The organism is Mesorhizobium sp. URHB0026 (assembly GCF_054059755.1).
In genome coordinates this window covers 43,765-63,612 of sequence record NZ_JBSSCN010000001.1, presented here as the reverse complement: position 1 = coordinate 63,612, position 19,848 = coordinate 43,765, and the positions used below count along the sequence as shown (strand labels likewise).

Below are 19,848 nucleotides of genomic sequence, written 5' to 3'. Positions count from 1 at the left end.
AAGCTCGTCTGCCCTCTGGCGATTGCAGCGCGGCGATGCCTATGCCGTCCGCAACGCCCTGCGTGGCAGCGGCGAGAAGGCGATCGCTATCCCCGCGGCACCCAGGCCGATAAGCGCCGACCCGATGAACAGCCAATGGTAGCTGGCATAGGCGTCGAAGATCATGCCGCCGGCAAGCGGCCCCAGCGCCATGCCGAGGCTGGAGAGCATGGTGGCGGCGCCGAATACGGTGCCGAGGATGCGCTGGCCGAAATATTCGCGCGCCAGCACCGCGTAGAGCGGCATGACGCCGCCATAGGTGGCGCCGAAGATGACGGCCAGCATATAGAACTGGTCGAGCTGGCTGATGGAGAGATAGGCGGCAATGACCATCGCCTGGATCGCCAGCCCGGCGATCAGCACCGGCTTGACACCGAGCCGGTCGGCCAGCACGCCGTAGAGCAGCCTGCCGCCCAGGCCGGCCAGACCCTCGACACTGTAGATCGAGACTGCCGCCATCGGGGCGACGCCACACAGCATAGCGTAGCTGACCATGTGGAAGATCGGGCCGGAATGAGCCGCGCAGCAGGCGAAGAAGGTCAGCCCCAGCACGATGAATTGCGGTGAGCGCAGCGCCTGGCCGACTGTGAGGCCTGCGCCTTCGGCGGCTCGAGATTCGGCCGCATCGGAGGCGACAGGCTTTGGCGGCTGGCGCACCAGAAGCACGGCGGGCAGCAGAAGCACCCAGGCCAGGATGCCGATGTCGAACATGGCGCTACGCCATTCGTAGGCGGAGATCAGCCAGCGGGCGAGCGGCGAGATTGTCATCGGTGCCACGCCCATGCCGGCCGAGACCAGCGATACGGCCAGCCCGCGATTGGTGTCGAACCAGCCTGACGTCAGCGCGATCATCGGCGCGAAGAAGGCGCTGGCCGCGAGTCCGACGAGCACGCCATAGGTGATCTGGAAGGTGAGAAGCGAACCGGCGCGGCTTGCCAGCACCAGCGCCAGCCCGAGCAGCACGGCGCCGATCGTGACGACGATGCGGGCGCCGAACCGGTCGGACAGGGCACCCCAGGCGAAGCCGCCAAGGCCCATCACCAGGAAGTTGAGCGTCATGGCGCTCGAAATGCCCGCGCGCGACCAGTTGGTATCGAGCGCCATGGGTTCGAGAAAGATCGCCAGCGAAAACATCGTGCCGATGGCGACGCAGGACATCAGCGCGCCAGCCGCGACGATGGCCCAACGGTAGGAATGGTTCATGTTTCTTCTCCCAGCCGGGAGCAGGATCGATCTTTCGACGCCCCCCGGCAATTCCGGTTGCGTCCGAAGGACGTCCGAGCAGCGCTCAAATCGACATTTTCAGATCGATTTTTTTAGGGCCTGCGATCCATACAGCCAAATCTAGAGATGCTGGCGGATGAAGGCACCGACCATGTCGATGGCCTGGCGTGCCGCCTGCAACTGCGCAAGGTTAGAGGGGAAGACGTGCGTCATGCCTTCCCAGATATGCAGCGCCGCCTCGCCGCCGGCGCTCGACGCCGCCTCGACCGCGCGGCGTGAATCGTCGAGCAGGATCTCGTCGTCGCCGACATGGACCAGTAGCGGCGGCAGTCCGCCCAGGGGCTGATAGAGCGGTGAGGCGCGGGGATCGGTTGGATCGGTGCCTTTGAGATAGAGATCGGCTGCCTTTTTCAGTTCGTCGCGTTTCACCAGCGGATCGGCTTCCGCTCTCGTCAGCATCGAGCCGCCTGCCAGTGCAAGATCGGTCCATGGCGACATCAGCACCGCGCAACGCGGCATGACGCCGGCGCCCTTTCTGGCCCTGGCCGCCACCAGCGCCAGCAACGACAGCGCAAGGCCGCCGCCGGCCGAGTCGCCGGCAATCGCGATCGCGTCATAGCCCATGTCGCAAAGACCGGTGAATACGCTGAGCGCGTCGTCTAAGGCGGCCGGAAAACCGTGCTCCGGCGCCAGCCGGTAGTCGGGAATGAAGGCCGGCGCGCCGGCGCGTTGCACGATCTGGCTGACGAAGTTGCGGTGACCGATGGCGGAGCCGAGCACGTAGGCGCCGCCATGGAGGTAGAGGATCGCGGCGCGCGCGGCACCGGCCATTGGCCGGCACCAGACGCCCGATACCGCGCCGACGGTCCCTGTCTCGAAACTGATGCCGTCGGCGACAGGCGTGTGCTGCATCAGATCTTCGAAGACCGGCCGTGACGCCGGCGCGAACTCCAGCGCCGGCAGCGTCGCCAGCATGTCGCGCATCGCCAGCATGACGGCGCGGTCGCGCTCGTCCTCGGGGTGGATTTCGACGCTCATGACGGCCTGTCAGGATTATGGCTTCAGAAGCTCGGTGCGGAATTGCGGCGCGAGCGCTGCTGCCTTGCCGAGGAAGGCGCCGAATTCCGCCGGGCTGAGTTTCGGTGCCGGAGCGGTGCGGTTCCCGACCGGTGTACCAACGCTGGCAAAGAACTCTTCCTGTCCCGCCGGCGCGCACATACACAGCATGCGGACGTCCGCGCCCGAGACATTCTTGAACGAATGCGGGGCGTTGGCCGGGATGTTCACCGTCATGCCTGCCTTGGCCACGCTTTTCTGGCCACGAAAGGTGAACTCGATCTCGCCTTCCAGAAGATGAAACGTCTCCTCGAAATCATGCCGGTGGGGACCGGGGCCGCCGCCATCGGGAACCTTCATGTCGATGAGGCAGAAGCGCCCGGCGGTCTGCGTGCCGGACAGCAGGATGGTGTAGGTGTCGCCCACTATGGCCAGATGCTGGAGCGACGGATCGTCGGGATCAACAATCGACATCTGGCGGTTGGGATCGTCGGCGGGGATGGTGAACTCAAGCATGTCTGATCTCCAGGGTCGGGGAGGTTTCCAGCCCTTGTCAGTGGTAGCTGCTGGCCGGCGCCAAAGCACCAAAAAGCTCGTTCGACCGGCTGGACTCACTGTCCCACGGATGGAACAGTCGCCCCCATGATCGATCTCAACGATTTGCGCGTCTTCGAAAGAGTGGCGGCGACCAGCAGCTTTTCGGCGGCTGGCCGCGTACTCGGCCTGCCAAAGTCGACAGTCAGCCGAAACATTGCCCGGCTGGAGCAGCAGCTGGGCGCACGGCTGTTCCAGCGCACCACCCGCGCGGTGATCCTGACCGCGGCCGGAGACGCGTTGCGGACGCGTTGCGTCGAGCTGATGTCCCGGATTGACGAGACGGTGACCTATGTCGAGAGCCTCGCGGGCGAGCCACGCGGTCTGCTGCGGGTCAGCGCCGGCATCGGTTTCGGCATCAATGTCTTGTCCCGGCATCTGCCGGCGTTCCTCGCCCGGTTTCCCCATGTCGACGTCGCGCTCGATCTGACCAGCCGCGACCTCGATCTTGTCGCCGAGCGGGTCGATGTGGCGATCCGTATGGGCCCGCTGCCGGATTCCGCACTGGTGGCGACGCGCCTGGGCAGTGTGCGGCGCTGCCTCGCTGCCGCGCCCGGCTATCTCAGCCGGCATGGCACGCCGCTCACGCCGGCCGATCTGTCCACCCATGAATGCATCGAAATGCCCCGAGGCGACGGCCGCACGCGGACCTGGCATTTCTACCGGGGCGGTGAGATGGCCACGGTTGATGTGCCCAACCGGGTCAGCGTCAACGATGCGCTGACCATCCACCAACTGGTTCGCAACGGCGCGGGCCTGGGCGTGCTTTCCACCTATCTCTGTGTGGACGACTTCGCCGAAGGGTGTCTCGTTCCGCTGCTCACCGATTGGGACATCGCTCCGGTCGAGGTCAATCTGCTGTTTCCGAGCAAGCGCGAGCTGTCGCAGACCGTGCGCAGCTTCGTGGATTTCATGCGCGAGGTTTCCGTCCCTAACGAGCATTGGCAAGGCGGCATCGTGGCGACGGGTTGATGCCGCCTCGGCGCGGGATTTTCGAGGATCAGATCGGCAGTTCCGACGTATATTTGATCGTCTGGCTCGGTACGTCGGTCTTGACGTTCTGCACGCCCTTGATGCGGCTCAGATGCTCTGACTGGAAGCGCCGGTAGTCATCGATGCCGGCGGCCACCACACGCACCATGGCGTCGCAGTCGCCGAGCATGAGATAGCACTCCATCACTTGCGGCAGCTTGGCGACCTCGGTGGCGAAATGTTCGATCGTGTCCTCGTCCTGTGCCTTCAGCCAGATGCGGGTGAAAAAGGTGAGGCCCTTGCCGATGCTGGCCGGATTGATCACGGCGACGTAGCGGTCGATGATACCGGCTTCCTCCAGGAGCTTGACGCGCCGCAGGCAAGGCGAGGGCGATAGGCCGACCTCCTTGGCCAGATCATTATTGGCCATGCGGCCGTCTCGCTGCAACGCCCGCAGGATGCGTTTGTCGATGTCGTCGAGCTTCATGGCGTTGAATTCCATTTTCCTGTGGCTTCGTAACAGTGAATGCCAAAATCTGACGAAAGACAACAATCTTCGCAACCCAATTGCGTCGAGGTGTAGGTATGTTTTGCCCCTGACATCACGAGATTTTCAAACGCAAGCAGGCGGCTGTGAGGCCGCCCAATGGCAGGACATGAGCATTTCACAGGCAGTCGAGTCGGTGGGCAATGGTTCGAGATCGGAGTTTCGCCGTGGCGTGGCGTCCTGCGCGCCGGTGCTGCTCGGCACCATCCCGTATGCGCTGGTGCTTGGCGCCCAGGCCGTGCAGAAAGGGCTGAGCACGGTCGAGTTGTCCACGATGACGGGGCTGAACTTCGCCGGCGGCTCGGAATTCGCGGCGATCCAGTTGTGGACGTCGCCTCCGCACATCCTGCTCATCGTCGCCATCACCTTCCTGGTCAACAGCCGCCATCTGCTGATGGGAGCGGCGCTCGCGCCGTTCCTGCGCGACCTGCCGCGGCGCAAAGTGTTTCCGGCGCTGTTCTTCCTATGCGACGAAAGCTGGGCGCTGGGCCTTGCCGACGCCAAACAGCGCGCCGAGGCCGGCATCGCGCCGGCCTTCAGCCCGCGCTATTACATGGGCGCGGCGCTGGCGATGTATCTGACCTGGGTGGCCTTCACCACGCTCGGCGCTTTGCTCGGCCCGATGCTGGGCGATGTAGAGACCTATGGTTTCGATATGGCGTTTCCTGCCGTCTTCCTGGTGCTGATGCGCGGCATGTGGAAGGGCGTCGCGGCGGCGCGGCCCTGGCTTGTAAGCCTTGTCGTCGCCGCGCTCGTATATCTCCTCGTTCCCGGCGCCTGGTATGTCGCGGCAGGTGCCGTGTCGGGGCTGGTCGCGGCCTGGCTGACGGCAGGTGACGCATGATCGACATGGCGACCCTTTTCACCATCGTGCTGATGGCCGGGGTCACCTATCTGACGCGGATCGGCGGCTATGTCGTGCTGCGCAACCGCGTGCTCAGTCCCCGCGCCACGGCGGTGATGGAGGCAGCGCCCGGCTGCGTGCTGATCTCTGTCATCGCGCCGGCCTTCGTGTCGCGCAATCCCGCTGATCTCGCGGCATTGGCCATCACCTTGGTCGCCGCGACACGGCTTTCCATGCTGCCAACCGTGCTGATCGGCGTGGGCGCCGCGGGCCTGCTGAGGCATTTCATTGGGTAGCGTCCAACAAAGCCGATGGGCGTCCGAGTTTACTGGACCGTGGACGTCGACCCATGGCGTTGAACAGATGGAGCTGGAGCAGGTCCGGTGCCAGAAAAACATGCTGACCCGGCGCTACACGAATCCGCTCGCCGCCGCTGTCCGAGTTCCAGGCGGACGCTAGGACACTCGATAAAAAAGAAAGGCAGGCGCGGGGCGCCTGCCTTCGATGCGGGATGACGCCGTGCCCTACGCGGCCGCGGCGACGTCGCGCGTCCTGGCCACAACGGCATCTACCTTGGCGGTCGCCTTGGCGAGTGCTTCGGTGACCGCGTCAGGTCCCTTGGCGACGCCCTCGATGCGGATGACGTCGACGTCGGTCATGCCGATAAAACCGAGCACGCTGCGCAGGTAGGGGACGGCGTGATCGAACTGCACGGCCGCACCTTCGGAATAGATGCCGCCGGAAGCCAGCACGATGTAGACCTTCTTGCCGGTCACGAGACCCTTGGGGCCGTTCTCGCCATAGGCAAAGCTCTTGCCGGAGCGGGCGACGTGATCGACCCAGGACTTCAGCGTCGAGGAGATGTTGAAGTTGATGAAGCCGGTGGCCAAGATCACCGTGTCGGCGGCAAACAACTCGTCGAGCACGACATCGGAAACGCCCACCACTTCAGCCTGGCGCGGGGTGCGGGCATCGGCCGGCGTGTAGATGCCGGTCGCATAGTCGGCATCGATGTGCGGCAGCGGGTTGGCGACGAGGTCACGCACGACAAGCGTGTTCGACGGGTCGGCGGCGAGAAGCTTCTGGGCGAACTCGGTGGCGATGCGGGTCGAGTGCGAGGCAGCGCCGCGGGGGCTTGAGGTAACGAGAAGAATGGACATAGCGGGTCTCTCCAGTGGAATGAATTGTCCCGCCATATATGGGGCATCGACCTACCAGATAAACTGGTATATTTTCGATATGATCCATCCATAAAGTAGATACAATGATGCAGCCCAACCCGACCCTCGACCAGCTCCAGATCCTTGTCGCCGTTGCAGACACCGGCAGTTTCTCGGCGGCCGGCCGCAAGCTCAACCGCGCGCAATCGGTCATCAGCTACGGAATCGCCAATCTCGAGGCGCAGCTCGGGCTGAAGCTTTTCGAACGCGAGGGCACGCGCGAGCCGCAGCTGACCGAGATCGGCCGGGCGATGCTGGAAGACGCGCGGCGAATGGTGGGCGTGCTGCAGCGGATGCGCTCGCGCGTCGACGGGCACCACCACGGGCTGGAGGCCGAGGTGGCGCTGGCGGTGGACGTATCATTGCCTTCCCCCGTGCTGGTGCGGGTGCTCAAGGCATTCGAGGCGCGGTTTCCGACCGTGATGCTGCGCCTGCATATCGGCACGCTCGGCCTCATCCCCGATCTTGTCGTCAGCGGGCAGGTCGATCTCGGCATTGGCGGCCTGCTGGGCGATGTCGACGTGCATCTCGTGCGCATCGGCTTCATGTCGCTGGTGCCGGCCGCCTCTCCCAACCATCCGCTTGCCCTGCTGCCGAAGCCGGTGGCGCTCGAGGATGTGCGCGAGCATACGCAGCTTGTCGTGACCGACCAGTCCGAGCGCACCAAGGGACGCGATTACGGCGTCTTCGCCTACCGCACCTGGCGACTGACCGACATGCGAACCAAGCACATATTGATGCGCGAGGGACTCGGCTGGGGCGGGCTGCCGCGCTGGCTGATCGCCGACGACCTGGCCACGGGTCGCCTGGTGGAACTTGATCTCGAGCCCTACAAGGAAGTGAGTTCGCCCCTGTTTGCCATGCACCGCAACGATCGCAGCCCAAAGCCGGCGGCGGCCTGGCTGATCAACCGGTTCAAGCGCGGGCTCGGCTGCTTCAACGAGTTCGAGCCGGGCGAGGTGCCCGAAGAGGAGCCGGAGACCGACGGCGATGCGAACGCCGGCGGCTGAATCCTGGAACTCAGCCGAAAATCATTCGATCAGCGTCACCCCGGAAACCAGGATCTGCGCCGTACGAGCGGTCAATTTTCCGCGCTTGTGCAGCGTCGGTTTCTCATAGGTCTTTTTCATGTGTCCAACCCGAATGCGAGCCCGCAAGTGAGTGACAGCCATAACGGGACTGGACGGTTCCGGTTGCCTCGCCATTGCATTTCTCTGCCACGGAAGGTGAGTGATTCAAGTTAGATTGCATTCAAACTCTATCCTCGCTATAGATGTCATTCAAAGTCTAACTGGAAGAATGACATGCGGGTCAGCCGTGCGCAGGCACAAGCAAATCGCGAAGCGGTGATCAACGCGGCAAGCCGCCTATTTCGAGAGCACGGCTTTCACGGTATCGGGCTGAAGGATCTGATGAAGGGTGCCGGGCTGACCCAAGGTGCCTTCTACAAGCAGTTCGAATCCAAGGAAGACTTGGCAGCCCAGGCATCGAGGCGAGCGATGGAGCACGCGACCCGCAGATGGTCGGCTGTTGCTACCGGGAGCCCTGATCCCCTAGAAGCCGTTATCGAACTCTACCTTTCCCTCGGGCATCGCGAAGAGAAGAGCGACGGTTGTCCGATCGTGGCGCTTGGTTCCGATGCGGCGCGCCAAAGCGAGGAAGTGAGGATCCCCTTCCAGGATGGGATCGCAGCTCACCTTGAAGTCCTCGACGAATTGGTGCCAGCCGCGGAAGGCCCGAGAAACCAGCGCAAGACCATGGCGATGCTGTCGCTGATGGTGGGGGCGGTGACGATCTCCCGCATCTTCAGAGATGAAGAGATATCGCAGCGTTTTCTCGATGCCGCCGCCAGCGAAATCAGGCGAATTGCGGCCGCGCAAGGATAGAGGCGGTGGTCGCCATCGAGCGTCCCCGCGGCGCCGTCGGGCGAACCTATCAAACAGAAGCTGGAGTAGACATGCGTCGTATCGTTGTTACAGGCATGGGAGCAGTCAGCCCCCTTGGGGCCAATGCGGCGACTTCCTGGTCCCGGCTCCTGGCTGGCCGCTCGGGCATTCGGAGCCTTCCGGACGAAATGGTGGGAGACCTGCCGGCGAAGAGCGGCGGCATCGTTCCTTCCCTCGAACAGGATCCCGAAGGTGGCTTCGATCCAGACACCGTCCTGGCCGCCAAGGAACAGCGCAAGGCCGATCGCTTCATTGTGTTCGCGCTTGCGGCCGCGGAAGAGGCGCTTGCGGAGGCCAGGTGGAATCCGGTTTCGGACGATAACAGGGCCCGCACCGCGACGATCATCGCCTCGGGCGTCGGAGGATTTCCCGCGATAACCGAAGCTGTGCGAACGGTCGATCAGCGCGGTGTCCGGCGTCTCTCACCGTTCACGGTGCCGTCGTTCCTGGTGAACATGGCGGCGGGACAGATTTCGATCCGATATGGGTTCAAGGGTCCGCTCGGCGCTCCGGTGACGGCTTGCGCGGCCGGCATCCAGGCGATCGGCGATGCGGCGCGTCTTATCCGCGCCAATGAGGCCGACATCGCGGTCTGCGGCGGAACGGAAGCCTGCATCAATACGGTCAGCCTCGGTGGCTTTGCCGCGGCACGCTCTCTTTCGACCTCCTTCAATCACCGTCCCGATCAGGCGTCCCGTCCGTTCGACATGCTGCGTGACGGTTTCGTCATGGGCGAAGGCGCCGGAATCCTGGTCATCGAGGCATTGAGCCATGCGCTTGCGCGCGGCGCCAAACCGCTGGCCGAGCTCGTCGGCTACGGCACGACGGCGGACGCTTATCACATCACCTCCGGTCCGGAGGATGGCGACGGTGCGCGCCGGGCGATGGAAATGGCGATCAAACAAGCCGGTATTTCGGCACGGGAGGTCCGCCACCTCAACGCGCACGCGACCTCCACGCCGGTCGGCGATGCGGGGGAAATAGAGGCGATCAAAAGCGTCTTTGGCGTGGATTTCGGCATAGCCGTCAGTGCAACGAAATCGGCGACCGGACACCTGCTCGGCGCCGCCGGGGGGCTTGGGGCGATCTTCACGGTCCTGGCGCTCAGGGACCAGGTCGCACCGCCAACCCTCAATTTGAGCGCCCCCGATCCGGCAAGCGACGGGATCGACCTCGTCGCAAACCACGCCCGGCCGATGGAGATGGACTACGCGATTTCCAATGGCTTCGGCTTTGGCGGCGTGAACGCCAGCGCATTGTTCCGGCGCTGGACGGACTAGCCGCTGCTCGCGGCAATCGCGATGTCCTGGTCAGGCGGTGGCATGCCCGCGAATGTGCAGTCATTGCCCGGGTGCGGGCGACGATGTCGCCATGTACTTCAGGCGGGCGACAGTCCGTCTATCAGCGCCGTCAGGACGGCACGGTAGTCTTCGCCCGACGCGCCGGCCTCGATGGCCAGCGCCGCGCGGTCGAAGGCGGCGGCAAGCAGGGCGGTCAGCGCTTCGGGCGGCAATCTTTTCATCGACTGCGTCCGCATCGCCGCGACAAGGCCCTCGCGCAGCGAGCGGTTGCCGTGGCGGTTGTCGATGGCATCCATTTCAGCGCGGCCGAGCACGGCGGGGCCGTCGAGCAGCAAGAGCCGCGTGCGGCCGGGCACGCGCATGGCTGTGAGATAGGCATCGGAACCGGCAATCAGCGCATCGCGGGCGCTGAGCGAAGGCGGGGAGGCGCGGTCAATCTCCCGCGCTACCGCCGCGGCTTCCTGTTCGACCACGGCGGCGAAAAGCGCCTGCTTGTCGGCGAAATGGTGGTACAGCGCGCCGCGTGTCACGCCCGCGGCGGCAACGATCTCCGGCGTGCCGGTCTCGGCATAGGATTTCTCCGTGAACAGTTCGCGCGCCGCCGAGATCAGCTCGGCGCGCGTCGTCTCGGTACGATCGCGGTTCGAACGACGCGCGGATCCCTGTTGCATACATGCAGCCTGTATGTTATTTCAATTTACATGCAGACTGTATGTTAATTGACGGGAGAAGGAAAGATGAAGACGACGAGCTACTATCCGGTGCTGATGACCGGCGATGTCGCCGGCACGGCGGCCTTCTATATCAGGCATTTCGGTTTCCAGCCGCTGTTTGAGAGCGACTGGTACGTGCATCTGCGGTCGGTGGACAACAAACGCGTCAATCTCGGCATCGTCCAGGGCGACCACGAGACGATCCCCGAGGAGGGGCGGGGGCGGACCTCCGGGCTGCTGATCAATTTCGAGGTCCGCGATCCCGATGCGGTCCATGACCGGATCCTTGCTGCCGGCCTGCCTATCCTGCGAACGCTGCGCGACGAGCCTTTCGGCCAGCGCCACTTCATCACCAGGGATCCCAACGGCGTGCTTATCGACGTCATCAAGCCGATCCCGCCCAGCGAAGAGTTCCTGGCGCGGTATGCGGAAGGCGCGGCGGGGGCTTGAATGGCAGGCTCAGCCCGCCCGTGCCACCGGGGTCACCGCCATCTGGCTGACGCCGGTGCGGCGCACCACGGTGCACAGCGTCTCGCGGCCGATACGCTCGGCGTCCAGCATGCGCACGAGGTCGTCGACGCCGGTCACCGGGCGCCCGTCTATTGCCGAGATGATGTCGCCTTCCCTGAGACCCGCCCTGGCTGCTGGGCCGTCCTTCTCGACGCTGCGCAGCCGTACCGCCGTACTGGTCGAGACCTGCGACAAGAGTGCCGCGCGCCGCGGCAGGTTTACCGTGTCGGCGGAGACGCCAATGAAGGCGCGGCGCACGCGGCCGAAGCGGATGATCTCCGAAATGACAAAGTTCGCGGTGTTGGACGCGACGGCGAAGGCAATGCCCTGCGCGCCATGGATCATGGCGGTGTTGACGCCGATCACCTCGCCGGCCGACGAGACCAGCGGACCACCGGAATTGCCGGGGTTGAGCGCGGCGTCGGTCTGGATGACGTCGTCGATCAGCCTGCCGGTCGAAGCCCGCATCGAACGGCCGAGCGCCGAGACCACGCCCGAGGTGACCGTCCATTCGAAGCCCAGCGGATTGCCGATGGCAATCGCGATCTGGCCGCGCCGCAGCCGCTTGGAATCGCCAAGCGGCGCCACGTCGGCGAAGCTGCCGTCAGCGCGCACCAGGGCGATGTCGGTGTCGGGGTCGCGGCCGAGCACGCGGCCCTCGCTGGAGGCCCCGTCCGGCATCGAGACGCGTACCGTCCGGGCATCACCGACGACATGGAAATTGGTGACGACCAGCCCGTCAGGCGCGATGACGAAGCCCGAGCCATGACCGCCCGGCCCCCCGATGCGCTCAATGCGGCAGACGGCCGGTCCAATGCGGTCGACCGCGTCGGCAACCGTCGTCGAATAGGCGTCGAGCAATGTCTCGTCCGGTTGGAATTTTGGCGCGGCGAGGGCCATTGGGGGGCTCCGTGTTTTCAGGCTTGATCGTGACTATATGTGCGGAGCGGCCGGAACCACCGCGACCTGACCAGATGGCCAGTCGAACCCGCAACTAGCCGTCAGGCGAGTACCTCCTGGCGTACCGCCGAGCGATATCTGGGGCAGGAGAAAACCCAGGAGATCATCATGAGCGACTTCAATCTGAATGCATTTTCCGATGCCATCGCCGATATCGCCGCCAAGGCGACGCCGACAACGGCAAGCTTCGCCACGCATCATCACCGCACGGCGAGCGCCTTCCACTGGGGCGACGGCTATTTCGTCACCGCCGAGGAAGCCGTCGAGGCCGGCGAGGAGATCGAATTGACGCTGGCCTCCGGCGAGACGGCGAAGGCCGAACTGGTCGGCCGCGATCCTTCGACGGGCGTCGCCCTGCTGAAGCCCGCGGATGCGGCCACCGCGCCTGTCCTCGATAGAGCCAGCCCCGTTCGGCCAGGCAATATCGCCATAGCCATCGGCAGCAGCCAGGGCTCGGTGCTGGCCGTGTCGGGCTCGGTCGGTGAAGTCGGCCCGGCCTGGCGCTCGATGCGCGGCGGCACCATCGACCGGCGCATCAACCTGGCTGTCGGCGCCGGCGGCCGCTTCGAGGGTGGCCCGGTGCTGGACGCCAAGGGCGCACTGATCGGCATGCTTCTGTTCGGCCCGCGTGGCCGCGCGCTGGTCATGCCCCATGAGACGATCGAACGCGCGGTGGCGACGCTGCGCGAAAAGGGCCATGTCGCACGTGGTTACCTCGGCGCCGGCCTGCATCCGGTGCGCGACCGCGACGCGCGTGGCGCAATGGTGATGAGCCTCGACGACAATGGTCCGGCCAAGGCCGCTGGCCTCTCGCTCGGCGACATCATCGTGGCATGGAACGGCGAGGCCGTGCATGGTCCGCGAGACCTGATCCGTCGGCTCGGGCCCGACAGCGCCGGTGTTTCGGTGAAGCTGGGTGTTGTGCGCGGCGGCGAACAGCGCGACGTCGTGCTGACCATCGGTGAAAAGCCGCTGAGCTGAGAGGACGGATGGAAAGCGACACGCTGACAAGGCCTGACGTGGCGCGCGGCGAACGCCAACTCGTGGTGCTGATCGCACTGCGCGATGCCGGGCGCGCCGAGCGCTTGTCGGCTTCGCTTGCCATGGCGGACGATCTGCTGCCGGTCGTGGCCGCCGGCGGGGTCGCCGATGTCGCCATCATCGATGATGCTGTCGCCAACAGCGCGGCCTTGGTCGATCGAGCCAGCGTCGGCAGCATCACGACCCCAAAGGTACTGCTTTCGGACCAAGCGGGCCGGCCGCAAGGCCAGGTGTTTGCGGTGCTGCCGTCGGCCGCGGACGCAGCTTTGATCGCCGCTGCCGTCAGGCTGGCCGCCGCCGGTTACCGGGTGTCCGGCGAAGGGCGTTCGGTGCCGGATAGGCATGCCGATTTCGACCGCGGCGATGCGGCCAATCGAGATGAAAGCCATAGCGGGTTGTTCGGTGAGGAAACGGCCGACGATGGCGCCGCCGCCCGGCCGGCGCTGTCGCCGCGCGAGGCGGAAGTGCTGGCGCTGCTGGCCGAAGGGGCGCCCAACAAGGTGATCGCGCGGCGGCTCAACATCTCCGTCCACACGGCGAAGTTCCATGTCGCCGCGATCCTGATCAAGCTCGGTGCCGTCAATCGTACGGACGCCATCGCCATCGCGATGCGGCAGGGGCTGGTTCTGGTCTGAGATTGATCAGATCGCGGCTTCGATGTCGGTCGGCCGAAAGTCTTCGCCCGTGAAGAGCCGCGGCGGCACGGCTTCGAGCCGCGCCGTGGCGTAGGCGATGCAGTCGCCGAAGGTCAGCGCCGCCGGGTGCCGCCCCTTGCCGTAACGCGGAAAGGCTTGCCGGGCGACAGCTGCATGGTCGCGCCGGTTAAGTCGATTGTCTCGATCGAGGCGGTTCACAGGAAGCGTTCAAGGCGATCCAGGACTTGATCCTACCGGCTGCCCGCGAGCACCATGGTGGTTTCAAGAAAGGTTGGCGCTGCCAACAACCGGGGCTGCCAATCCAATAGGTTTTGCGCTCCCAACCCTGGCCGGCCTCCGCTGCGTCACCATGGCTTCCTGTCGCGGGCTCTTGTATCCCGCTGCAGCGCGGGCAAGGATCACGACGACGAAAAGATTGCAGGGAGCCGGAAGATGTCGCTGAACGGAAAGACGCTGTTTATCTCCGGCGGGTCTCGTGGCATCGGGCTGGCGATAGCGCTACGCGCCGCGCGCGATGGCGCCAATATAACGATCGCGGCCAAGACGGCCGAGCCGCATCCGAAGCTGCCGGGAACGATCTACAGCGCCGCTGAAGAGATCGAGCAGGCCGGCGGGAAGGCACTGCCGGTGCTATGCGACATCCGCGAGGAAGCGCAGGTTGCCGAGGCGGTCGGCAGAACCGTCGAGAAATTCGGCGGCATCGATATCTGCGTCAACAATGCCAGCGCCATCCAGCTCACCGGCACGCTGGAAACCGACATGAAGCGCTACGATCTGATGCATCAGATCAACACGCGCGGCACCTTCCTTGTGTCCAAAACGTGCATTCCACACCTGAAGTTGGCGAAAAATCCTCACATCCTGAATCTGGCGCCGCCGCTCGACATGAAGGCCAAATGGTTCAAGAACCATGTCGCCTACACGATGGCCAAATTCGGCATGTCGATGTGCACGCTGGGCATGAGCGCGGAATTCGCCAGGGATGGCATCGCGGTCAATTCGCTGTGGCCGATCTCGACCATCGACACGGCCGCGGTGCGCAACCTTCTGGGCGGAGCCACGGTGGCGGCGATGAGCCGGTCGCCCGACATCATGGCCGATGCCGCGCATGCGATCTTCATGCGGCCGTCGCGCGAGGCATCAGGCAATTTCTATATCGACGAAGAGGTGCTGCGCGCCGAGGGCCTCAGCGATTTCTCGGTCTATGCGCCTGAAGCAACCGGACCGCTGGCCGGAGACTTTTTTGTGCCGGATGAGGTGTTTGCCAGGACGGACAGCAAGATCAAGAACATCTACTGAAGGGAATCCTGCTGCCGCCGCTCGCTTTCAAAAAACGACTCGAACGGCTCCGGTTCACCTGACTGGTCGCGCTCATCGATTGCCCGACGAAGCTGCTCAAGCTTCTGATCGCCGTTTTCTTCCGTAGGCATCAAGTCGCCTCGTCCTTCGTTGAGCACGTATTTCGGCCAGCAGGGCACGGTTTGCACGGTGGATCTGAAAGCAAAAAACCCCGCCGGAGAGGGCCGGCGGGGCTCAATGCGTCCCGCTGGAGTCGGGACGGGGCAGGGAACGCCCAGTCAGGAATCTGGGGTGCGAACCCCGGTGATTCAATCCCATCCCGGTTGACCGGGATGGGACGTTGTTGCCGATCTGATTCCAGGAATCACTACAAGTGGCTGGAAACGCAGGTCAGTTGTTGCTCGCCACCGGCGCCACAAGCGAGGTGATGCGGCGGATGGCGACGCGCCGGTTCTCACGGTTGGGCGCCGAGGTATCGACCTTCAGATACTCCTCGCCATAGCCCTGTGTCGTCAGGTTCTCGGGCGGGATGCCGAAGGCGTTGGTCAGCGCTTCGGCGACGGCTTCGGCGCGACGGTCCGACAGAGCAAGGTTTGCCTCGGGCGTGCCGACGGCGTCGGTGTGGCCCTCGATCAGGAAGGTCTCGGCCGGGTTCTTTTTCAACAGCTTCTCCATGGCGTCGGCGACACCCTGGAGCTTCTGCACCTCGGTGTCGGAGATCGAGGACGAGCCGAATTCGAAGTTCAGCGTGTCGAGATCGATGCGCCGTGCAATGTCACGCACGCGAGCCGAACGCTTGACCTCGTTGATCGAGTAGAGACGCTGCACTTTCTCCACCGGCGGCTGTTCGAGGAAGGTGTAGTAGTCGTCGGGGCTTTCGACATCCTCGGAATCTAGGATGTAGTCCCGGCGCGGGATGGTCAGCCGCATCGGCGGCAGATCATCGCCGGGATCGCGCCAGTCCTCTTCGTCCTGATAGCTGCGCTCGTCGACATAGCTCAGCACATATTCGCGACCGTCGGGTGCGATGCGCGACCGCTGCAGGATGTCGCCGTAGCGGTTGCGTATGGTGACGATCCGGAAGCCATTGTCGCGCTCGACCGTCTCGCGCGTGCGGCCTTGCGGCAGGTCCTCGTAGTAGACATCCTTGGCGCCGCGGGTCAGGCGCGGGCGATCGTTGCTCTGGACGAACGTCTGGTCGTTGAACTGGACGATCACCCGGTCGCCGATCTCCTTGAGGACGTCGACGCCCTTGGGCCTGCGGCGGTCACGGATGTTCTCGTCAGGCGCGCGCTCGAGCCGCTTGCCCTTCTCCTGCGTCACCGGGACGATTTTTTCCGTCTTGATCGCCTCCTGGGCTGCCCTGTCGTCGGTTGGAGGCGGACCCTGATCCACCGGCGCCACTACCGGCTTCCGGCCCTGGTCACCGCCCTGCTGGGCGTTTTGCCCACCATTTTGCTGTCCACCGTTCTGCTCTTCGCCATTCTGGTTGGCGGGCTGGTTGGCTGGGTTCCGGCCGTTCTCGCCACGACCCTTGCGCCTGGCATCCTTCTGGCTATCGAGGATGGGGGCGGCATTCTTGTCGGCGGGTGCTTCGCCCTGAACCGGGTTTTCGCCCTGGACAGGCGCGGCCTTCCCATCGGTAGCGGACCCACCGGTAGCGGGCTGCTCTCCCGTCGCCGGCTGTTGGCCGGTCGCGGGCTGCTCGCCATTTGCCGGCTGTTCGCCAGCCGGTTTCCTGCCGTGCTTCTTCGTTTTGTCCTGGGGTTGCTCGCCCTGGGCGGGAGCCTGCTCGCCGGGAGCGGATTCAACCTTCGGCGTCGCTTCGCCGGCAGGAGCCTGCTTCGGTGTCGGAGCGGTCTCCGGCACGGCGGCCGGCGCCTCTTTCTGCTGGTCCAGCTTGTGTTTCCTGCCAGGCTTGGTCGGCTGGTTGTCGTTGGCAGGGGCTGCCTCGCCGGCGGGGGCCTGCTCGGTCTGCTGCTGCTGGTCGCGCTTCTTCCTGCGGGGCTGCTGCTCGTCGGTTGCGGGTGCCGCCTCGCCGGCGGGGGCCTGCTCGGCCTGCTGCTGCTGGTCGCGCTTCTTCCTGCGGGGCTGCTGCTCGTCGGTTGCGGGTGCGGCCTCGCCGGCGGGGGCCTGCTCGGTCTGCTGCTGCTGGTCGCGCTTCTTCCTGCGGGGCTGCTGCTCGTCGGTGGCGGGTGCCGCCTCTCCGGCGGGGGCCTGCTCGGTCTGCTGCTGCTGGTCGCGCTTCTTCCTGCGGGGCTGCTGCTCGTCGGTGGCGGGTGCCGCCTCTCCGGCGGGGGCCTGCTCGGCCTGCTGCTGCTGGTCGCGCTTCTTCCTGCGGGGCTGCTGCTCGTCGGTGGCGGGTGCCGCCTCTCCGGCGGGGGCCTGCTCGGCCTGCTGCTGCTGGTCGCGCTTCTTCCTGCGCGGCTGCTGTTCCTCGGCCGCAGGCGCGGGCTGCTCGGCGGCGGGCGCCTGTTGGGTCTGCTGTTGCTGCTCGCGCTTCTTCTTGCGCGGCAGTTCTTGGTCGCTCTGGTCAGTGGGCGTGTCCTGCGCCAGGACGATCTGCGGTGTCCCCCCGCGTTGCATGGGGCCGAACGCGGCTGTCCCCTGAAGCGGGGACGCGCCTAACGGCGCGGACGCCATCAACAGGCCAAGTGCTGTGCCTGCCAGAATCCGTGGTTGGCGTTTCATCGAAATTCTCCTTGTGGGGTCCCATCCTTGCCGAAACCGCTTTTAACGAAATTGGTTCCAGCTGCCCATCGTTAGGGACCGTACAGGGCTATTGGCCGACTTTTTGAAGGCAACTTCATGTCATTCGGCCCGCTTGCAGCCTCATTGCGGCTGTTGCCGCGCTTGACCTTGGCCGCGGCTGGGGCCACATGCCGGGAATGGAAACCCCGTTCTGGAAGACCAAGACGCTGGAAGAGATGAGCCCCACCGAGTGGGAATCGCTCTGCGACGGCTGCGGCAAGTGCTGCCTGTCCAAGCTCGAGGACGAGGACACCGGTGAAATCTACTGGACCAGCGTCGGCTGCCGGCTGTTCGACGCCGAGAGCTGCCGCTGTGCGGACTATGCCAACCGGCTGGCGCGCGTTCCCGATTGCGTCGGCCTGACGCCGCAGAATGTGCGCGCCATCAGCTGGCTGCCCAGCACCTGCGCCTACCGGCTGGTGGCCGAGGGCCGCGACCTCTACTGGTGGCATCGGTTGGTCTCGGGCAATGCCGAGACCGTGCATGAGGCCGGCATTTCCATGCGCGGCCGGGTCAAGGCGAGCGAGACCGACCTGGCCGAGCCGGAAGACTATTTTGACTATATGCTCGACGACGAGCCCTGACGCGCGACAGTAAACCGTCAGGAGTTTGCCTGTCGGGAACCGTGCGAGGGCAAGACGCTTGGCGCGATAATTTTGAATGCCGGCAAGGGATTGGCCGGCAAGGGATTTGGCCGGCGAGGGATTTGGCCGGCGAGAGATTTGCAAATTCGGCCGCTTTGCCCGTGCGGCGCCACATGAACCGCAGATGAACGGGCAGTTCGTAAATAGTTCAGACAGGCCGGTGCATTCTCCCGCCATCGGTTTCACGAGGAGGGCGCAAGCCCGCAACAAGGAGAGACAACCATGTACACCACCATCAAGACGGCGGCGCTTTCGGCTCTGGTCGGCCTCGGCACGCTGGCGGCCATGCCCACCCATGCCGACAGCCTCTATCTTGGCTTCGGCAACAACCAGGATCCGCGCTTCGGCGTCTATGCCGGCGACGACGGCTATCGCCACCGCCGGGACGAGCGCCGCGACGACTGGCGCCGTGGCTGCTCGCCGGACCGCGCTCTCGACAAGGCCGAGCGCATGGGGCTGCACCGTGCCCGCATCGTCGATGTCAACCGCCGCGTGGTCAAGGTGATGGGCCGTCAGTACGGCGACCGCGTCGTCATCGTGTTCGCCAATGAGCGCGGTTGCCCGGTCATCAATCGCTGAAGTTTTTCAGCCTGAAACCATGAAGATGGAGCCCCTTTCTCGGAAAGAAGTGGCCCCAAACCCCGCGGGAGCGATTCCGCGGGGTTTTAATGTCCGCAGTGGTCTCTCATTAGCAGGTCCGTGGCCAAGCAATGCTCGGCCACGGCGTCCAGCGCCGCCTACTTCAGTTCGAAGGTAACGGTAACCTGGACATTGTAGGCATTCTCGCCGGCCTGTACCGGCGCCGCGCCGGCCGCGGCGTCGAATGCCTTGGCGTTGATAGGCATCGGCGCTGGCCTGATGTTCTGATCGGTGATCTCGAGCACCCGGCCCAGGCTGACCCCGGCCGCCTCGGCCAGCGTCTTGGCCTTGGCCATGGCGTCGGCGACAGCCTTCTTTCGGGCCTCGGTGACGGTGGCCGCCGGATTGTCGTTGGTGAAGGCGATGCCGCCGCCCTGGTTGACGCCGAGCGACACCGCCTTGTCGAGGATCTCGCCTGTCTTGTCGACGTCGCGCACGCGCACCGACAGCGTGTTGGTCACCTGATAGGCGACGAGTTCGGCCTCCTGGCTGCCGTCCGGCTTGTTGGTGTAATTGTAGCGGGGGTTGATCTGGATGCCCGCGGTCTGCAGGTCGCGATCCTTGATGCCGGCGGCCTTCATCGCGGCGATCACGGCGGCCATGGCATCATTGTTGGCGTCCAGCGCGGCGCGCGCCGTCTTGGCTTCGCGCATGACGCTGAGCGTCAGCACCGCCAGATCTGGGGCCACGGTTGCTTCCCCCTCGCCGGACACAATGATGCGGGGCGGCGTCGGCAGATCGGTGGCTCCAGCCATCGCCGGAAAAGCGATTGCAGCGGCGAGCGCGAGGGGCAACAGATGTCTGGTCATGAAAATCTCCTTGGTCTGCGATCAAGTCGCAGGGTCGCGTAGAGCGCGATTATGGGTTGATTTGGGCGATCTGCGAAAGCCCG

24 protein-coding genes are annotated in these 19,848 nt (G+C 64.9%); 12 read left to right on the top strand and 12 right to left on the bottom strand.

The window, feature by feature from the left end; all coding sequences use genetic code 11:
- Positions 1-39: 39 nt before the first annotated feature.
- From ACVWWD_RS00320 to ACVWWD_RS00310, 3 genes are all read right to left on the bottom strand, one after another.
- Entirely contained in the window at positions 40-1,242 is a 1,203-nt protein-coding gene (locus tag ACVWWD_RS00320) for an MFS transporter (protein ID WP_352546472.1), read from the bottom strand.
- Between the two features lie 141 nt (positions 1,243-1,383).
- Positions 1,384-2,301 carry an alpha/beta hydrolase fold domain-containing protein gene (locus ACVWWD_RS00315; protein ID WP_352546473.1) on the bottom strand — a complete coding sequence of 306 codons (918 nt, stop codon included), beginning with the start codon at positions 2,299-2,301 and terminating at the stop codon, positions 1,384-1,386.
- A 15-nt stretch (positions 2,302-2,316) separates the two neighbouring features.
- Entirely contained in the window at positions 2,317-2,835 is a 519-nt protein-coding gene (locus ACVWWD_RS00310; protein ID WP_352546474.1) for a cupin domain-containing protein, read from the bottom strand.
- 126 nt (positions 2,836-2,961) lie between these two features.
- Here ACVWWD_RS00310 and ACVWWD_RS00305 point away from each other — a divergent pair, with 126 nt between their 5' ends.
- Positions 2,962-3,885 carry a LysR family transcriptional regulator gene (locus tag ACVWWD_RS00305; RefSeq protein ID WP_352546475.1) on the top strand — a complete coding sequence of 308 codons (924 nt, stop codon included), beginning with the start codon at positions 2,962-2,964 and terminating at the stop codon, positions 3,883-3,885.
- Positions 3,886-3,913: 28 nt separating this feature from the next.
- On the opposite strand, the gene ACVWWD_RS00300 is transcribed toward ACVWWD_RS00305, so the two are convergent.
- A complete protein-coding gene (locus ACVWWD_RS00300) occupies positions 3,914-4,372 on the bottom strand; it encodes an Lrp/AsnC family transcriptional regulator (RefSeq protein ID WP_023770135.1) in 459 nt (152 codons plus the stop codon).
- A gap of 169 nt (positions 4,373-4,541) precedes the next feature.
- Between ACVWWD_RS00300 and ACVWWD_RS00295 the strand changes: the two genes are divergently transcribed.
- Both ACVWWD_RS00295 and ACVWWD_RS00290 read left to right on the top strand, forming a co-directional pair.
- Positions 4,542-5,276 carry an AzlC family ABC transporter permease gene (locus ACVWWD_RS00295; RefSeq protein WP_352546476.1) on the top strand — a complete coding sequence of 245 codons (735 nt, stop codon included), beginning with the start codon at positions 4,542-4,544 and terminating at the stop codon, positions 5,274-5,276.
- The gene (locus ACVWWD_RS00290; RefSeq protein ID WP_023794267.1) at positions 5,273-5,572 is read left to right on the top strand and encodes an AzlD family protein; all 300 of its coding nucleotides are present in this window, start codon (positions 5,273-5,275) and stop codon (positions 5,570-5,572) included. The genes ACVWWD_RS00295 and ACVWWD_RS00290 overlap by 4 nt, the downstream gene beginning before the upstream one ends.
- Positions 5,573-5,800: 228 nt before the next feature.
- On the opposite strand, the gene ACVWWD_RS00285 is transcribed toward ACVWWD_RS00290, so the two are convergent.
- A complete protein-coding gene (locus ACVWWD_RS00285; protein WP_023770132.1) occupies positions 5,801-6,436 on the bottom strand; it encodes an FMN-dependent NADH-azoreductase in 636 nt (211 codons plus the stop codon).
- Positions 6,437-6,543: 107 nt separating this feature from the next.
- Between ACVWWD_RS00285 and ACVWWD_RS00280 the strand changes: the two genes are divergently transcribed.
- Positions 6,544-7,506: a LysR family transcriptional regulator gene (locus tag ACVWWD_RS00280; protein ID WP_023770131.1), complete on the top strand. Its 963-nt coding sequence runs from the start codon at positions 6,544-6,546 to the stop codon at positions 7,504-7,506.
- A gap of 21 nt (positions 7,507-7,527) precedes the next feature.
- On the opposite strand, the gene ACVWWD_RS00275 is transcribed toward ACVWWD_RS00280, so the two are convergent.
- A complete protein-coding gene (locus ACVWWD_RS00275; protein ID WP_352546477.1) occupies positions 7,528-7,626 on the bottom strand; it encodes a putative RiPP precursor in 99 nt (32 codons plus the stop codon).
- A 174-nt stretch (positions 7,627-7,800) separates the two neighbouring features.
- Between ACVWWD_RS00275 and ACVWWD_RS00270 the strand changes: the two genes are divergently transcribed.
- Both ACVWWD_RS00270 and fabF read left to right on the top strand, forming a co-directional pair.
- Positions 7,801-8,382 carry a TetR/AcrR family transcriptional regulator gene (locus ACVWWD_RS00270; protein ID WP_352546478.1) on the top strand — a complete coding sequence of 194 codons (582 nt, stop codon included), beginning with the start codon at positions 7,801-7,803 and terminating at the stop codon, positions 8,380-8,382.
- Between the two features lie 71 nt (positions 8,383-8,453).
- Complete coding sequence (fabF, locus tag ACVWWD_RS00265; protein WP_457102857.1) at positions 8,454-9,722, top strand: beta-ketoacyl-ACP synthase II; 1,269 nt, start codon at positions 8,454-8,456, stop codon at positions 9,720-9,722.
- A gap of 98 nt (positions 9,723-9,820) precedes the next feature.
- Here the strand turns inward: fabF and ACVWWD_RS00260 are convergent, their stop codons facing one another.
- Entirely contained in the window at positions 9,821-10,414 is a 594-nt protein-coding gene (locus ACVWWD_RS00260) for a TetR/AcrR family transcriptional regulator (RefSeq protein ID WP_352546480.1), read from the bottom strand.
- Between the two features lie 66 nt (positions 10,415-10,480).
- Between ACVWWD_RS00260 and ACVWWD_RS00255 the strand changes: the two genes are divergently transcribed.
- Complete coding sequence (locus tag ACVWWD_RS00255) at positions 10,481-10,906, top strand: VOC family protein (protein ID WP_023770126.1); 426 nt, start codon at positions 10,481-10,483, stop codon at positions 10,904-10,906.
- 9 nt (positions 10,907-10,915) lie between these two features.
- Here ACVWWD_RS00255 and ACVWWD_RS00250 read toward each other — a convergent pair whose 3' ends face one another.
- Entirely contained in the window at positions 10,916-11,866 is a 951-nt protein-coding gene (locus tag ACVWWD_RS00250; protein ID WP_023770125.1) for a S1C family serine protease, read from the bottom strand.
- A 168-nt stretch (positions 11,867-12,034) separates the two neighbouring features.
- On the opposite strand from ACVWWD_RS00250, the gene ACVWWD_RS00245 reads away from it, so the two are divergent.
- Positions 12,035-12,907 carry a S1C family serine protease gene (locus tag ACVWWD_RS00245; RefSeq protein WP_352546481.1) on the top strand — a complete coding sequence of 291 codons (873 nt, stop codon included), beginning with the start codon at positions 12,035-12,037 and terminating at the stop codon, positions 12,905-12,907.
- Positions 12,908-12,915: 8 nt separating this feature from the next.
- A complete protein-coding gene (locus ACVWWD_RS00240; RefSeq protein WP_352546482.1) occupies positions 12,916-13,602 on the top strand; it encodes a helix-turn-helix transcriptional regulator in 687 nt (228 codons plus the stop codon).
- A 6-nt stretch (positions 13,603-13,608) separates the two neighbouring features.
- Here the strand turns inward: ACVWWD_RS00240 and ACVWWD_RS00235 are convergent, their stop codons facing one another.
- Positions 13,609-13,821, bottom strand: a complete 213-nt coding sequence (locus tag ACVWWD_RS00235) for a type II toxin-antitoxin system VapC family toxin (protein ID WP_457102856.1) — start codon at positions 13,819-13,821, stop codon at positions 13,609-13,611.
- A gap of 234 nt (positions 13,822-14,055) precedes the next feature.
- Here ACVWWD_RS00235 and ACVWWD_RS00230 point away from each other — a divergent pair, with 234 nt between their 5' ends.
- Positions 14,056-14,922, top strand: a complete 867-nt coding sequence (locus tag ACVWWD_RS00230) for an SDR family oxidoreductase (RefSeq protein WP_352546484.1) — start codon at positions 14,056-14,058, stop codon at positions 14,920-14,922.
- Here the strand turns inward: ACVWWD_RS00230 and ACVWWD_RS00225 are convergent.
- A complete protein-coding gene (locus ACVWWD_RS00225) occupies positions 14,916-15,053 on the bottom strand; it encodes a type II toxin-antitoxin system ParD family antitoxin (RefSeq protein ID WP_023781530.1) in 138 nt (45 codons plus the stop codon). The genes ACVWWD_RS00230 and ACVWWD_RS00225 overlap by 7 nt on opposite strands.
- Positions 15,054-15,312: 259 nt before the next feature.
- On the bottom strand, positions 15,313-17,613 hold the full coding sequence (locus ACVWWD_RS00220; protein ID WP_457102855.1) for an OmpA family protein: 2,301 nt from the start codon (positions 17,611-17,613) through the stop codon (positions 15,313-15,315).
- 197 nt (positions 17,614-17,810) lie between these two features.
- On the opposite strand from ACVWWD_RS00220, the gene ACVWWD_RS00215 reads away from it, so the two are divergent.
- Positions 17,811-18,257 carry a YcgN family cysteine cluster protein gene (locus tag ACVWWD_RS00215; RefSeq protein ID WP_023770117.1) on the top strand — a complete coding sequence of 149 codons (447 nt, stop codon included), beginning with the start codon at positions 17,811-17,813 and terminating at the stop codon, positions 18,255-18,257.
- A gap of 282 nt (positions 18,258-18,539) precedes the next feature.
- Positions 18,540-18,896 carry a hypothetical protein gene (locus ACVWWD_RS00210; protein ID WP_352546486.1) on the top strand — a complete coding sequence of 119 codons (357 nt, stop codon included), beginning with the start codon at positions 18,540-18,542 and terminating at the stop codon, positions 18,894-18,896.
- A gap of 158 nt (positions 18,897-19,054) precedes the next feature.
- Here the strand turns inward: ACVWWD_RS00210 and ACVWWD_RS00205 are convergent, their stop codons facing one another.
- Positions 19,055-19,765: an SIMPL domain-containing protein gene (locus tag ACVWWD_RS00205; RefSeq protein WP_140735174.1), complete on the bottom strand. Its 711-nt coding sequence runs from the start codon at positions 19,763-19,765 to the stop codon at positions 19,055-19,057.
- Between the last annotated feature and the right edge of the window lie 83 nt (positions 19,766-19,848).